Consider the following 15,280-nt stretch of genomic DNA (forward strand, 5'->3'; position numbering starts at 1 on the left):
GTTCAGCAAAGATAAAAATTTTTCTTCTGATATATTTGGGGCTGGGATTATTTAACGCTGAATATTCCTGTGATGAAGAAGTTTGACAAAGTCTTCCGGCGTTACTTTCGTAAAAATTTCTTCCATAAAAGATTAATTTCCGTCTTGGAAAGAATAAAATCCTGTATACGGAATTCGGTAATCTGGTAAAATCGCCAGAAGAGTACCGCCGACGACAGGCAGTAGGAAACCGAGCTTACCATACAGGCTCCGACGATTCCCCATCTCGGAATAACATAAAAAGAACAAGCAATAGTGAATATAAGACCTATAAATGACTTTACATTTAAAATCCTCAGTTTATTGATGCCGGCAAAATAATAGCCGATGATATTGCTTACCGCAATAGCCAGGATACCGGGAGAAAGGAATAAAATAATCTCTTTGGTCTGGCTGAAATCTCTTCCGAAGATGAAAGCATACAATTTAGCCGGAACGAAAAGCATGATCAGGATAAAAAGTAAAGTAATGAGAAAGCTGATGCGCAGTGATATTTTGGTTTTTTCAATGGCATCATTGGAATTGGTGCTGTTTACCACATCTGCATAAAGCACTACGGAAAGGCTTCGGCTAACCGTCCACACAGCCTCTGAGAAAGCAACCCCCACGGAAAATATACCGACGCTCATGATTCCTTTAAAATATTCCAGAAAATAATATGACAATCTATAATTCAGAAACTGAAGAAAGGAACTCAACTGTATATTCCAGCCGTAAGTGAACAATTGTGACCCGATTCCTTTAGTTATGGACATTCTTCTAAAATTCGTATACTTTGTGATCTGAACGGTACTTGTTACGAATAACAGCAAAAAACATCCTATCTGCGCTATAAAATAGGCGCTAACAGATGTCATTTTGATCACATAAACAATAATTACGATAAATACAATATGAACCACCTGTTGAAGGACCGTGTATAGATTGAACATTTTGATGTTTTGCTGCCCTACAAACAGATTCACGTTCGCCGTTAATAACGAAGACATCACTGAAAGCCCCACAATATAATAGAAATAATTTACTGAATGATTGAAACTGAAAGCTACAGGAATAAGAATTCCTGTAAGAACCGCCCAGATATAAGCAATGGGTAATATCTGCTCTGTTCTGAATTTTGTGGCAAAATAGCTCATGCTGCTTCCCACAAAAATATTGGCAAAAAAACTGACGATGGTAAGGTCTGCAATGATGATCGATATTTCTCCTTTGCCAACGCTTCCCCACATATTGGTGGAATAGACTACCAGTCCGAAATTTAAGATCAGAATGAAAAATCTGGAAACAAAAGTCTTTAAAATGGTATTTTGCTTCATATTTATTTCAGTGATTTTCTGACAAAGTCCAGGAAGGTGTTGCTGATAAGACTCCAGCTGTATTTTGTTTCGTACTCTTTTCTCGCCGTCCGGGCATGTTTTGAATATAGCTCAGGATCGTCAATATACTTCAAAATAAGATCTGAAATTTGCTCAGAATCCCGGGGATTTACCAAAAACCCAAATTTTGAGACCTCCACATGTTGCCGGGTTGCTTTAAGGTTTGTATAAATGACCGGCTTTCCTGATGCGGCATAATAAAATACTTTAATCGGCAGACAGTGATCGTTCTCATAATTCAGGGTTCTGAGATCAAAGCAGATATCTGCATCTGCATACGACTGTGTAAAGGTTTCAAAGGAAGCAGGCTTCTCGATTCTTATATTTTCAAACTGATATTGATTGACCTGCTCTAAAAAATACTTCCCGTCTTTTTCTTTTCTAGAGCCTCCTATTAAAAGTAGTGAAACTTTCAGATCAGATCTTTTCTTCCTTAAACAGTCGGCCGCAGCAAAAAAATTGCCGATTCCTTTTTCCTCCGAAAACTGACCGGTATAACAAAGCGTAATTTCTCCGGGTTTTAAACTTTTTATATTCCGGTGAATGTACATATCATCCGGATAGTAGGGCAAAACAACAGACTTCTTTAAAGGAAAAAAATAAGCCAGCGGGAATTTTTTTGTGTTTTCTCCGAAGATATACTGTGTACTGATAAATCCTGCATATAACTGAATCAGGAAGAATTTTACTGCATGAATCATATTCATGGGAAAAGAAAACGGCTCCACCATTCTCATGGAAGGGTACCATTCCGTGATATCGTAAATGATATTGATCTTTTTCTTCCTCCTTATTTTTTTTGCGGAAATAACCGCCAGAGGTTCCGAACATATCACAACATCCGGTCCGAAAGCTTCACAGAGATCTTCAAGAATTCTCCGTTTTTCTGCGATACTCCTTTGCAATACATCGTAAGATTCTATCTCAATTCCCTCAACTTTTCCCTGAAATTCTGACGAAAGACTGCATATTTTCACCTGATAGCCGGCTTCTTTCAGCACTTTTGCCTGATGATAGAAGATCCTGTCATCATCATGCCGGTGTGCGGTCGTTAAAAAAAGAATTTTCGGTACTTTCATCCAATATTCAGCTCAATCGGTTTATGAATTTTCAGCAAATATAACCAAAGCAAAAAAAGTGGAAAACTCCACTTTTTATTTTTATGATTGCATTCTGAATTTTATTTAATGGAAGCGGCCCAGCTTCTCTCGAACGGTAAAAGGAAATTTCCCAAAAATTCCAGATAGGTATTCTTCGAAAAATCGAAAACCTGAACATCCCTGGAAATTTCACCGTTTCTTACTTTTGATTTAAAATCAATAAGCTTCAGGGTTTTCACTTCGCCATTTTCAATATAACTCGCTTTCATTCTATCGAAAAGCCCAAGCTGGTATTCTTCGTCTATCTCTCTCATTATTTTACCCAGCGCATCGATACTGCATCCGGAAGCCATTTCTTTTTCTTCATCTACACAAATGATGATAAACTGATTTTTCTCAATTTTAAAAGATGATGAAAGCGGTTTTCCATGTGCTGCCCATGTCGCCAGGAAATCGAAAAGCTTTTCGGTAATGGCTTTTGCCTCTTTTGTTTCAAAAGGTCTTGAGGCAGGATATATGATCACACGGTAATCGTTGGTTTCTACTATATTTGATTCTTCAATCTTCATTGTAATACAATTTAAAGTTCAAAATTACGCAATTTTTCCTGAGTTTGAAAGCATTGTACTTTTTGCTCATCACATACAAAGCTTTATGAAAAGTATTGCGATATAGAGAAAGAAAAAACTCAAATCTACTGTAAAAATTCCCGGCTTCCAGTTATTAAAAAGATGCCGATCATGGAAATTCCACAAGCTGGTTTTGAAAAAATTTAACTCAAAAAATTATAAATCTTCAGCTTCAGCAAGAAGTTCTACAATGTCTTTTACGGCGACTTCATGATTCTTATTGAAATGCTTTACCCCATCTGTCATCATGGTGTTGCAGAACGGACAGCCCGTTGCAATCACTTTAGGTTCGAAAGATAAGGCTTCTTCGGTTCGCTCGATATTGATGTCTTTATTCCCTTTTTCAGGCTCTTTGAACATCTGGGCACCACCGGCGCCACAACATAATCCGTTGGTTTTACAACGTTTCATTTCTACAAGCTCGGCATCGAGTTTTTCAAGCAACATTCTTGGTGCTTCATACTCGCCATTGGCACGTCCGAGATAGCACGGATCGTGGAATGTAATTTTTTTTCCTCTGAATGCTCCTCCCTCTATTTTGAGCCTGCCATCTTCCATGAGATTTCTGAGGAATTGGGTATGATGGATAACTTCATAATTTCCTCCCAGTTCAGGATATTCATTTTTAAGGGTATTAAAGCAGTGAGGGCAAGCAGTAACTATTTTTTTGACTTCATAGGCATTCAGCACTTCAATATTGGTCAAAGCCATCATCTGAAACACGAATTCGTTTCCCGCACGTTTTGCAGGATCTCCCGTACAGCTTTCTTCCTGACCGAGCACCGCGAATTCTACACCGATTTTATTTAAAATTTTACAAAATGCTTTCGTGATTTTTCTAGCGCGGTCGTCGAAACTTCCGGCACAGCCCACCCAAAACAGAACTTCGGGTGATTTTCCTTCGGCAGCATATTCTGCCATTGTTTTTATGTTGAAATCCATTTTTTTCAATTTGAAAATGTAACAATTTGGAAATTTGAAAGTGTATTAATCAATTTTCAAATTTTCAAATCATATAATTGATTAATTAATCTTTGGCCCAATTCAGACGGTCCGCCTGGTTATACTGCCAAGGGGCAGCATTATTTTCAACGTTGGTCATCATCAGGTTCAGTTCTTGTGGTGCTGCAGACTGTTCCATCACCAGGAATCTCCTCATTTCGAAAATAATGGATAACGGATCCAGTAATACAGGACAAGCTTCCGTACAGGCGTTACAGGTGGTACATGCCCAAAGCTCCTCTTTTGTGATATAGTCATTCAGCAATTTCTTACCGTCATCTTCAAATTTCCCGTTTTTATCGATATTCCGGCCTACTTCTTCAAGGCGGTCACGGGTTTTCATTAAGATCAGTCTTGGTGAAAGCTTTTTGCCGGTGATATTGGCCGGACAGACCGCAGTACAACGTCCACATTCAGTACAGGAGTAGGCATTCAGCAATTGTACCTGATTTAAATCAAAAATATCTTCTGCACCAAATTTCGCCGGAGTCTCTGCCTGTCCTTCAGCCGGAGCGGCATAGGGATCAGCATTAGGATCCATCATCAATTTAATTTCTTTGGTCACAGAATCCAGATTATTGAATTTTCCTTTTCTATCAAGGTTCGCATACCAGGTGCTCGGAAAAGCAAGGATAATATGTAAATGCTTTGAATAATAGAGGTAATTCATAAAGAAAAGAATCCCAATAAAGTGAAACCACCAGGCAGCTCGTTCTATCCCGAATAAAAATCCGTTGTCAAAACTGAAGATTTCCAGGAACGGCACAAAAGTTCTTTCACTGATCGGGAAAGAGCCAAGTTGGGCAAAATGATCATAGCCTCTGGTCTGTAAAATAAAATCTGAAGCATTCATGGTAAAGAATGCCATCATCAGGGCAAATTCAATGATAAGAATCCAGTTGGCATCTTCCTTGGGCCATCCGAAAAGTTCTTTCATCGTTAACCTTTTTACCCCATAAAAATTTCTTCGTACAAAAAATGCGACTACTCCGATTACCACAAGAAGCGCAAGCACTTCCAGCGTTGCCGTGAAATAACTGTAGAATGTATTTCCCAATACGGTCGCCAGAAATCTGTGCGTCCCGAAAATTCCGTCAACGATGATTTCAACAAGTTCGATATTGATAATGACGAAACCCACATATACGAAAAGGTGTAAGATTCCTGCCACGGGACGCTTCGTCATTTTACTCTGGCCCATGGCCACTCTGGCCATGGTTTCCCAGCGTTCGCCTTTTCTGTCGTTCCGTTTGATCTCGCGTCCTAATCTGATGTTCCTGTATATTTTTTGCAGACTTTTAGCAAAAAGGCCAAAACCTGCAATTAATAAAATAAGAAAAATAATATGAGCGATGTATTGCATGGATTATTTATTAGTCTTTACTGTTTTTTCCGAATACCGAGAAATTAACGTATCTCTTAGGATTTGCTTTTACGTCTTCGATTAAAGAATTTAGGTTTGTAGATGCTGAGTTCAGGTTATTGTACAGTTCTTCATCCTTCATCAGTTTCCCTAAGCTTCCCTGTCCGTTATTAATTCCTGCAACCACTTCATTAAGTTTCCCTACGGTAGCATCAAGATTGGCAATTGTCGCATTCAGCTTTTGGGTATCGATGCTTTCTGCCAGATTTCCATACTTATCTAAAGTTACTTTACCCGTTTGCATGGTAAGACTTGCATCATCAAGAACCTTCTGAAGTTTCGGATCATTATGACCGACAAGGCTGTTTACGCTTCCTGCGGTAGTTTGCAGGGCAGAAACCGTTTTATTAAGATTCGCCAACAGCAATCTTATTTCTTCCCTGTTCTGTGCATTAACAACTTGGTTTGCACTTGACATTAAAGAGTCTACTCTGTACAAAACGGTCTGCAACTGGTCTTTTACAGGACCTACCTGAGAAGAAAGACTTCCTAGCGTACCCAGTTTAAAAGCACCCTTTAAAGTGTCACCGTCTTTTGCCGTTGGCCCTCCATACATGAGATTGATTCTCATTTCTTTTCCGGACATAAGGCCTGGCTCAAAGATCTCAAGGGTAGAATTTTTTGAAAACTCAAAGTTGTTGTCCACAGTGATTTTTACAAGAAAATCAATTTTTCCATCTTTGGATGTATGAGGGATGATTTTATCCACCTGGCCTACTTTCAATCCATTAATGGAAACGGGAGCAGACTGCGCCAATCCCTCTACATTGTCATATTTTGCGTAAAATATATTGTCGGTAGTAAAAAGGCTTCTGCCCTTCATAAATTGGAAAAGCACGACAAAGCCAATGATGGCTATCAGTGCGATTACACCAGCTTTTAATTCTTTACTGAACTTCACTTGCTAAATTTTTTCTAATGAGCAAATATAATACATTTAAATGAATGTTTTTCTGTATTGCTCCGCGTTAAACACAAAAGAAGCGGCAAAAACTTTGCCGCTTTTTATCTTTATGGAAAAATAATCTATTGTTGCTGAGAACCTACTTTATTCCAGATCTCAATTCTGTAGTCATCGATATCAGCATTGTCCTGCAAGCTCTTCAACCAAGCCTGTCCGAACATTCCTGCATTTCTCTGGGTAACAGATTCCGTAAACTGTTTAAGATCGCCAGGCTGTTTGTTGGTTGTTTCGTTTTTCTTGATTAAAACATAAACACCTGTTCCTCCTTCAATAGGATTAGAGATTTTACCTTTTGCCACTCCAAATGCTGCTCCTGCAACTTTTGGTTCCATAGAACCGGCTACTCCAGGATTTAATAAGTTAACCTGTGCCGATTGTTTTGTTGTACCAAACTGTTTTGCAATCTGATCTAAGCTTCCGGCTTTACCGATTTTCTCAGAAATCTGTTTTGCTGCAAGCTTGTTTTTCACGATCACTTCAATCTGATCTCTCACCGATTCAGGATCTGCAGTACCTTTTGCCTGCTTACCATTTAAATACACAACAATTTTATCACCGGTGCCGTCTACTGTAAACAATTCAGTATCTCCTTTCTCTCTCTTTTTATCAAAGGCCCAAGCAAGGATATCGGCATCTTTTTCTGTTCCTAAACCTTGAAGCTGTCCGTCAAATCTTTTGGCCTGCTTAGGATTTGAATACTGATAATTTCCTTTTTTAGCAATATTTACGAAATCGTTGAATGATTTCCCCTGAACCTGCTGAATGAATCTGCTGGCTTTTTTGTTTACCTCTGCTTCCGTGGCATCCGATGGCTTAACCGCCTTTACAAGGTTGGCCACTTTATAGCTCATTGCTCCCGGTTTTTTATCTTCAATATTGATGATGTGATACCCGAACTGAGTTTCCACTACACCGGTTGCCCCTTTAGGATTGTTCGCTAAATACGTTAAGAATTCAGGAACAAATGGCGTCTCAGGAGTCGTCCATCCTAAACTTCCGCCCTGAGCTGCAGAGCTCGGGTCATTGGAAAGCTTAAGGAATTCTGTGAATTTACCAGGATTTGCCTTTACAATAGCTCCGATAGAGTCGGCCAGTTTTTTAGCCTGTTCTTTAGATCTTGTAACGCCTTCTCCTGCAGGACTTCCTTTAAAAGCAATAAGAATATGTCTTGATAAAGTAGAATCTGAAGTCTTTTTATCTAAAAGTTTTGAAACGACATAGAAGTTTTGTTCTTTATAAGGACCGAATGTCTGGCCAATCGCTGCAGACGGAATCTGAGCCTGAATGGTTTGTGGCAACTGATTCGGCTTCAGGTACTGAGGATTGTAAGGCATATCAGAGTTGGCCATTACAAACATAGAATCGTTCTTCGTATTCTGGAAATTTTCCGTACCGCCGCTGGCATCTGTTCCTCCTGAGAACAGTTTATTGATTTCTTTCTGGGCCGCAGCATCATCCGCCGCACTTGGCTGAGAAGGGAAATAAACGATCCCAAGATTTCTGCTTTCATCCGCTTTGAACATCACAGGATGTTGCTTGATATAATTTGCAAGATCTTCTGTAGTAACTTTAATGTTATTTTTTTGAAGATACGTGGTATAATCAATTTTCACAAAGTCGATATCAGCCAGCTGATCTCTTTGCTTCATCAATTCTTCCGCCTCTTTTTTACCGGTCGTAATCCCCTGAGAAATGTTAGCAAACACCTGTCTTGCCATCAATCTGTATTCAACAGATTTTCTGGTTTTCAACCATTGGTTGTAACCTTCCGGCGATGTTGCCTTCATGTCTTCGATCTGTTTTTTAAGCTCCTGGGTTTTGAAATTGCCTTTCTCATCGAAAAACTGCTTCTGCTGAGCAAACATCTGATCATACTGAAGCTGATTCCAGAAATAATCTTCCGTCATTTCGAAGCCCATCTTTTCGAATTGCTGCTTGATCAGTTTAGACTGCACCAACAGTTGCCAGGCCTGCTCTTCAAGACCAGTTTTAGGCTGTCCCTGCTGTTCTGCCTGCTGCTGTAGCACGAAAAGCTGATCGTTAAACTCTTCACGGGTAATTTTCTCACCATTTACTTTTCCTAAAACATCAGGATTTTTACCGAAAACCTTATCAATACTATCGGGGTTTACAAGGAACGCCAAAAGCGCCAGTGCAATAACTCCCATCAAAAGCCAAGGTTTACTCCTAATTTGTCCTAAAATTGCCATTATATATATTATAGTTTTTTATCAGGTTGCGAAAATACACATTTTTAAGAAATTACGGAAATCCTAGTTCTTTATTTTAATTTTTAAAATTTAAATCTTTTAAAAAAGGAAATTTTGACCGTATTTTTTAGCAAAAAACAAATGGCATAGCTCTTGTGTCATAAAAGCACATATAATAAGTAGTGTGTTTTAGAACATCTAGTGCTTATTTTTACGCTAACGTATAAAAACGGCAATGACAATTTGTCATTCGATTTATTATGACAGAATTTGAAGATATAAGTTTAGAAGAAATGATAAGCGACGGATTTGATATTGTAACCCAAGAGATCAATCTTTCCGATCTTTCCGAAACAGAAAAAAATTCCGAACAGAAAATATTCCCTATTCTTCCGGTAAGAAATATGGTGATGTTCCCCAATGTGGTCATTCCTATTACCGCAGGAAGAAAGGCATCTATACAGCTTTTGGAAGAAGCGCAGAAAAACGGCGATTTCATTGGGATCGTAAGCCAGAAAAATTCTGATCTTGAGCAGCCCTCCGAAAAAGACATTTACCAGATCGGAACCCTGGCAAAAATTATTAAAATCATCAAATTACCCGAGGGAAATATCACAGCAATCACCAAGGGATTTTATCGTTTCAAGGTTAAAAAAATCATTGAAAAACAGCCTTATTTTAAAGCTGAAATTTCAAGATTAAAAGATTCGAAACCCAAGAATAAAGAAGAATATGAAGCATTGCTGGAGAACGTAAAAGATCTTGCCCTGAAAATCATCGAGCTTGATCCCAACATTCCCAATGCTGCCAATTTCGCTATAAAAAACATCAACAACAATGATGACCTGCTGAATTTCATCTGTACCAACGCCAACTTCCCTTCTTCTGAAAAGCAAAAGCTGCTTGAAGAAAAAAACCTCATGGAAAGGGCCAACAAGTGCTATGAAATGATGCATGAAGATTTCAGAAAACTTGAACTGAGAAATCAGATCCACCAGAAAACGTCCAAAGATCTGGACAAGCAACAGCGGGAATATTTCCTGAATCAGCAGATCAGAACGATCCAGGAAGAACTTGGCGGCGGCCCGGAAAGCGACGTTGAAGAACTCGTTGCCAAAGCAAGAAAGAAAACATGGAACGCAGATGTGGAAGAGCATTTCCAGAAAGAGATCAGCCGTCTGCAACGCCAGAATCCTAATTCTCCCGACTATAACGTACAGAGAAATTATCTTGATTTCTTTACAGACCTTCCGTGGGATACTTTTACCAAAGATACATTTGATATCGAAAAGGCACAGAAAATTTTAGATAAAGCGCATTTCGGACTGGAAGATATCAAAAAGAGAATCCTGGAGCACATGGCGGTTTTAAAGCTTAAAAACAACATGAAATCTCCGATTCTTCTGTTGGTAGGGCCTCCGGGAGTAGGAAAAACTTCATTGGGAAAATCTGTTGCTGATGCCTTAGGAAGAAAATATGTCCGCGTTTCTTTGGGTGGGCTTCACGATGAAAGTGAAATCCGCGGTCACCGAAAAACCTATATCGGGGCTATGGCAGGAAGGATTTTGCAATCCATTAAAAAATCGGGAACCTCAAACCCGGTTATTGTTCTTGATGAGATTGATAAAGTAGGAAAAGGCATGCATGGCGACCCGAGCTCAGCGCTACTGGAAGTACTTGACCCTGAACAAAATAAATCATTCTACGACAATTTCCTGGAAATGGGTTATGATTTGTCTAAAGTCATGTTTATTGCAACAGCCAACTCCCTTTCGACGATTCAGACTCCTTTGCTTGACAGAATGGAGATCATTCAGATTGCAGGCTATACCCTTGAAGAAAAAATCGAAATCGCCAAAAGGCATTTAATCAAAAAACAGCAGGACGAAAACGGCCTGGATTCCAAATCGTTTAAACTTGGAAATAATGAGCTGAAACATATCATCGAAGCCCACACTTCGGAAAGCGGAGTAAGAAGTCTAGAAAAGAGACTTGCCGCAATCGGCCGGTGGGTTGCCCTTCAAACGGCACTGGTGAAAGAATACGACCCTAAAATCTCTGTTGAAAAGATTGATGAGATCTTGGGAGTGCCGCGTCCTAAAAGCCTTTCAGAACTTACCGACGTACCCGGAGTGGTTACCGGACTTGCCTGGACCAGCGTGGGAGGAGATATTCTTTTTATCGAAAGTATCATCAGCAACGGAAAAGGATCACTTACCATGACCGGAAACCTGGGAACCGTTATGAAAGAATCGGCTACCATTGCTCTGGAATATATAAAAGCCAAACATGACGTGCTCGGTATTTCGCAGGATGATATTGAAAAGAAAAACATTCACGTTCACGTTCCTGAAGGAGCAACTCCTAAAGACGGCCCTTCCGCAGGTATTGCCATGCTTACGTCAATGGTTTCTTCGTTCAAAAATAAAAAGGTAAAACCTCATCTTGCCATGACCGGTGAAATCACCTTAAGAGGAAAAGTTCTGCCGGTGGGAGGAATCAAAGAAAAACTTTTGGCAGCAACCCGTGCGGGAATCAAAGAAGTTATCCTTTGTGAAGCCAACAGAAAAGATGTAGAGGAAATCAAAAAAGATTACCTTCAAAACCTGAAGGTTCATTATGTGAACTGGATGAATGAAGTTCTTGAACTCGCCCTTGAAAAGTAATAAAACATTCATTTAATAATAAAACACATCTCATACCGGGATGTGTTTTTTGATGGTTGCCCTCTAATAAAATTGCATATGTGGCACGGAATTTTCTCAACCCAGAAAGAATTCGGAATAAAACTCTTGTATTCGGAAGGGTTTTATTATTTTTATACAACAGTTTTGAATTATGAATTTCCTCAGACTTCCCTTCCTCGTAAAGCTCACATTGGTCGTTGTTTCCGTTATTGGCATAGGATATCTTCTGGCTCTTGGCCAAAGTATTTTAGCCCCTTTCTTTCTGGCATTTCTCATGGCTATGCTATTTTTGCCGTTTGCAAATTTTCTGGAACAAAAACTGAAATTTCCAAGATCGTTTTCTACCATTTTTTCAGTATTGATTTTAATGATCGTCATTACAGGACTGATCTTTTTCTTCGGATCGCAGATTTCCAGTTTCAGTAAGGATATCCCACAGCTCACAACGCAGGCTACCCGTGTTTTTCATGATCTTCAGAAATGGGTTTCCGAGACCTTTAATGTAAAAATCGATGAACAGTTTACCTATTTAGACGAAGGGTTAAAGAAACTTCTTTCCTCAACAGGAATTATTTTAGGATTTACTTTCGGTATTTTCTCAACCAGTCTTGGGTTTTTAGTATTTTTCCTTCTGTTTTTTATCTTTATTTTAAACTACAGACGTATTTTAAACAATTTTATCGTCAATGTCTTTACTGAAAAGCATAAAAGCAGCGTCCAGGAAGTTGTTTCAGAAGTAAGAATCATGACCAAAAGATACATTACCGGACTTTGCCTTCAGGTCATTATCGTCTCGGTTCTTACGACGACCGTTCTTACCATTCTGGGAGTAAAATATGCCATATTGCTGGGCGTTCTTACCGGCCTCCTGAATGTAATTCCATATATCGGCATTTTTATTTCGCTTCTGATCTCATGTTTCATTACGTTTGCCACAACGACTCCATTTACCTGTATTTATGTAGCGATAGGATATGTGGTCGTACATGCTATTGATGGCAATATCGTACTGCCTTTTGTGGTGGGATCGAAAGTGAAAATTAATGCCCTCTTCTCTTTTATCGGGATCCTGGTTGGGGAGCACCTTTGGGGAATTGCAGGAATGTTCCTGTGTATTCCGGCCATTGCCATTATTAAAATTATTTTTGAAAGAGTAGAAGGATTAAAGCCTTGGGGAAAATTACTCGGCGAAGAAGAAAAAATCAATAAAAAGAAAAAATCATACAAAATTTCCAAGAATATCACATTAAAGGAAATGGATTGATTTAATTTTGACTAAAATTTACTTTAAATAAAAAGAAAGCCTCCAAATTCATGAAGGCTTCTGTTTTTTAAGCCGGTAGTGCGCAAAGTGGATTTCTCCTGTTTGGGCACAGCTGATCGCAAGGAATATAAGTCTGCGAGTCCGGGCAGTATCCAATATTCGGATCATCTCCTCCCTGGATTGATTTTAAATTCTTACGGCTTAATTTCTTAAGATTTTTCATAGTAATTTTTTTAATTTGTCCTGTAAACAAATATATAAAATCCAACGATAAAAAAGGAAAATATTTCACAAAAAAGAGAATACGCTAAATTTATCTGATTTTGAATCAGCGGATTATAATTTTATTTACCTTTAATAAAAAATCAATTTTATGAAAGCTGTAAAATTTATCCTCTCGCTTCTTTTCGGATTGATGTTTATTAATGCCGGATTAAACAAATTCTTCAATTACATGCCTATGGAAAAACCAACGCCCGAACAAATGAAAATTTTCAGTGCTTTCGGGGAGATCGGTTGGCTTATGCCTTTGGTGGGAGCCGTTGAAATCATTGGCGGGCTACTCTTCATCTTTCCCAAAACACGGGCATTAGGCGCTATTGTCATTTTACCCGTAATGGTTGGAATCGTAGCTCATGTATTTACGCTGGACAAATCAGAAATGGGAATGGCCATTGCGGGCGTCATGTTCCTCATCAATTTATGGATGATCATCGACAACCGCGACAAATATAAACACCTGGTAAGCTGAGAAGGTGAATGGTCAATGTGAATGGTGAATGGTCAATTCGCTTTGCTTGTCAATTTAAAAAATTCACTGCAGAGCTAATTGACCATTGACCAGTGACTTTTAAACAAATGCGCTGAAGCCGGTAATTGATCTTCCTATTACCCGTAATGGTTGGAATCGTAGCTCATGTATTTACGCTGGACAAATCGGAAATGGGAATGGCCATTGCGGGCGTCATGTTCCTCATCAATTTATGGATGATCATCGACAACCGCGACAAATATAAGCACCTGGTAAGCTGAGAAGGTGAATGGTGAATGGTGAATGGTCAATTCGCTTTGCTTGTCAATTTAAAAAATTCACTGCAGAGCAAATTGACCATTGACCATTGACTTTTAAACAAATGCGCTGAAACCGGTAATTGATCTTCCTACGATCAGTGAATTGATCTCTTTTGTCCCTTCATAAGAATAAATGGCTTCTGCATCGGCGACAAATCTTGCCACATCATATTCGAGCAGGATTCCGTTTCCGCCCATGACTTCCCGTGCCCTTGAGACAATATCGCGGGTTCTCATGGTACAGAATACCTTAGCCAGCGATGCGTGTTCATCTTTTAATATGCCTTCATCCTGCATTTCCGACAGCCTGAAAACCATTGTCTGCATGGCCGTAAGATTGGAAAGCATTTCTACCAAATGCCCCTGGATCATCTGAAAAGAAGCGATCGGCTTACCGAACTGCTCTCTTTTTCGGGTATAGTCCAACGCACTTTCATACGCTCCCCTGGCACAGCCTGTGGCCATCCAGGCAACACCGGCCCTGGTCATCTGCAGAACTTTTGCGGTATCTTTGAAGGAATTGGCATTCTGCAAGCGGTTTTCTTCAGTGACAACACAGTCCTTGAGTGTTATCAATCCGTTTTGTACTATTCTCAACGCCATTTTTCCTTTGATCTTTTCAACCGAATAGCCGGGATTATCTTTTTCCACAATAAAACCTTTTACTTCGCCGTCATCAAGATCTCTCGCCCATATGATGATCACATCGGCAAATGTTGCATTTCCGATCCATTTTTTCTGTCCGTTTAAAACCCAGCCTTCGGGTGTTTTATTGCAGGTAACCGTTAAACCTCCTGCTGCTCCGGAGCCAACTTCAGGTTCTGTAAGGCCAAATGCTCCGATCTTTTCGAATTTCTGCATCTGGGGAAGCCATTTTTGTTTTTGCTCTTCGGAACCGCAGATATAAATCGAACCCATCGAGAGACCGGACTGTACTCCAAAAAAAGTAGCTATAGAAGCATCTACCCTCGCCATTTCCATCGCCAGAACACCTTCCATTAAAAATGGCAATCCCGGACAGCCGTACCCTTCGTAAGTTACGCCACAGATATTCAGTTTCTGGAATTTAGGAATCAGCTCATGGGGAAATTCGTCTCTGAGCCAGTAATGATTGACCAGCGGCCGTACTTCTTTTTCCATAAAATCCCTTACTTTAAGCTGAATTTCCCTTTGCTCGGGGCTTAACGTATGATAGATATCGTAAAAATCACCATTAATCGGAGGAAGATCTTTCTTTTTCCTGTTTGGATCCAGCATTTTCATCATGCCAGTAAGCTGCTTATCATCAAGCCTGGAAAAGTTTTCCATCAACTTCGGAAGATTTACTTTTTGAGAAATGGCACTCAGCTGATCAAAGTCAATGGATCTGAATAATTCTATAGCGTTTCTGATTTTGGAAAAAGTATTTGACATAGGTAATTCTTTGTGTGTTTGATTTGTAAAAGATAAGCAAAAATTAATCCGAAAACAATCCTTTGTCAGCCAGCTCATTTTACAAAGTACTGATTTTAAAAT

General features: G+C 39.4%; 13 protein-coding genes. 4 read left to right on the top strand and 9 right to left on the bottom strand.

Going from position 1 to position 15,280, the window contains the following annotated elements; genetic code table 11:
* Positions 1 to 101 precede the first annotated feature (101 nt).
* From AC0N32_RS00590 to AC0N32_RS00620, 7 genes are all read right to left on the bottom strand, one after another.
* Positions 102 to 1,355: an MATE family efflux transporter gene (locus tag AC0N32_RS00590; protein WP_476391943.1), complete on the bottom strand. Its 1,254-nt coding sequence runs from the start codon at positions 1,353 to 1,355 to the stop codon at positions 102 to 104.
* Between the two features lie 2 nt (positions 1,356 to 1,357).
* Positions 1,358 to 2,494 carry a glycosyltransferase family 4 protein gene (locus AC0N32_RS00595; RefSeq protein WP_476391944.1) on the bottom strand — a complete coding sequence of 379 codons (1,137 nt, stop codon included), beginning with the start codon at positions 2,492 to 2,494 and terminating at the stop codon, positions 1,358 to 1,360.
* A gap of 101 nt (positions 2,495 to 2,595) precedes the next feature.
* Entirely contained in the window at positions 2,596 to 3,084 is a 489-nt protein-coding gene (locus tag AC0N32_RS00600) for a hypothetical protein (RefSeq protein ID WP_476391945.1), read from the bottom strand.
* Positions 3,085 to 3,300: 216 nt separating this feature from the next.
* Positions 3,301 to 4,086, bottom strand: coding sequence for a (Fe-S)-binding protein (locus tag AC0N32_RS00605; protein WP_476391946.1), 786 nt, complete (start codon positions 4,084 to 4,086; stop codon positions 3,301 to 3,303).
* Between the two features lie 85 nt (positions 4,087 to 4,171).
* Positions 4,172 to 5,509 (bottom strand): 4Fe-4S dicluster domain-containing protein, encoded by a 1,338-nt coding sequence (locus AC0N32_RS00610; protein ID WP_476391947.1) that lies wholly within the window; start codon positions 5,507 to 5,509, stop codon positions 4,172 to 4,174.
* Between the two features lie 10 nt (positions 5,510 to 5,519).
* On the bottom strand, positions 5,520 to 6,470 hold the full coding sequence (locus AC0N32_RS00615) for an MlaD family protein (protein ID WP_476391948.1): 951 nt from the start codon (positions 6,468 to 6,470) through the stop codon (positions 5,520 to 5,522).
* A 125-nt stretch (positions 6,471 to 6,595) separates the two neighbouring features.
* Complete coding sequence (locus AC0N32_RS00620) at positions 6,596 to 8,743, bottom strand: peptidylprolyl isomerase (RefSeq protein ID WP_476391949.1); 2,148 nt, start codon at positions 8,741 to 8,743, stop codon at positions 6,596 to 6,598.
* A gap of 260 nt (positions 8,744 to 9,003) precedes the next feature.
* Here AC0N32_RS00620 and lon point away from each other — a divergent pair, with 260 nt between their 5' ends.
* Positions 9,004 to 11,409 (top strand): endopeptidase La, encoded by a 2,406-nt coding sequence (gene lon / locus AC0N32_RS00625; RefSeq protein WP_476391950.1) that lies wholly within the window; start codon positions 9,004 to 9,006, stop codon positions 11,407 to 11,409.
* Between the two features lie 172 nt (positions 11,410 to 11,581).
* Positions 11,582 to 12,694 (top strand): AI-2E family transporter, encoded by a 1,113-nt coding sequence (locus tag AC0N32_RS00630; protein WP_476391951.1) that lies wholly within the window; start codon positions 11,582 to 11,584, stop codon positions 12,692 to 12,694.
* A 67-nt stretch (positions 12,695 to 12,761) separates the two neighbouring features.
* Here the strand turns inward: AC0N32_RS00630 and AC0N32_RS00635 are convergent, their stop codons facing one another.
* Complete coding sequence (locus AC0N32_RS00635; RefSeq protein ID WP_476391952.1) at positions 12,762 to 12,917, bottom strand: bacteriocin-like protein; 156 nt, start codon at positions 12,915 to 12,917, stop codon at positions 12,762 to 12,764.
* A 150-nt stretch (positions 12,918 to 13,067) separates the two neighbouring features.
* On the opposite strand from AC0N32_RS00635, the gene AC0N32_RS00640 reads away from it, so the two are divergent.
* Both AC0N32_RS00640 and AC0N32_RS00645 read left to right on the top strand, forming a co-directional pair.
* Positions 13,068 to 13,445, top strand: a complete 378-nt coding sequence (locus AC0N32_RS00640) for a DoxX family protein (protein ID WP_476391953.1) — start codon at positions 13,068 to 13,070, stop codon at positions 13,443 to 13,445.
* 146 nt (positions 13,446 to 13,591) lie between these two features.
* Entirely contained in the window at positions 13,592 to 13,726 is a 135-nt protein-coding gene (locus AC0N32_RS00645; RefSeq protein WP_476391954.1) for a hypothetical protein, read from the top strand.
* 93 nt (positions 13,727 to 13,819) lie between these two features.
* Here AC0N32_RS00645 and AC0N32_RS00650 read toward each other — a convergent pair whose 3' ends face one another.
* Positions 13,820 to 15,178 (bottom strand): acyl-CoA dehydrogenase family protein, encoded by a 1,359-nt coding sequence (locus tag AC0N32_RS00650; RefSeq protein ID WP_476391955.1) that lies wholly within the window; start codon positions 15,176 to 15,178, stop codon positions 13,820 to 13,822.
* Between the last annotated feature and the right edge of the window lie 102 nt (positions 15,179 to 15,280).

This window comes from Chryseobacterium endophyticum, from assembly GCF_056333165.1.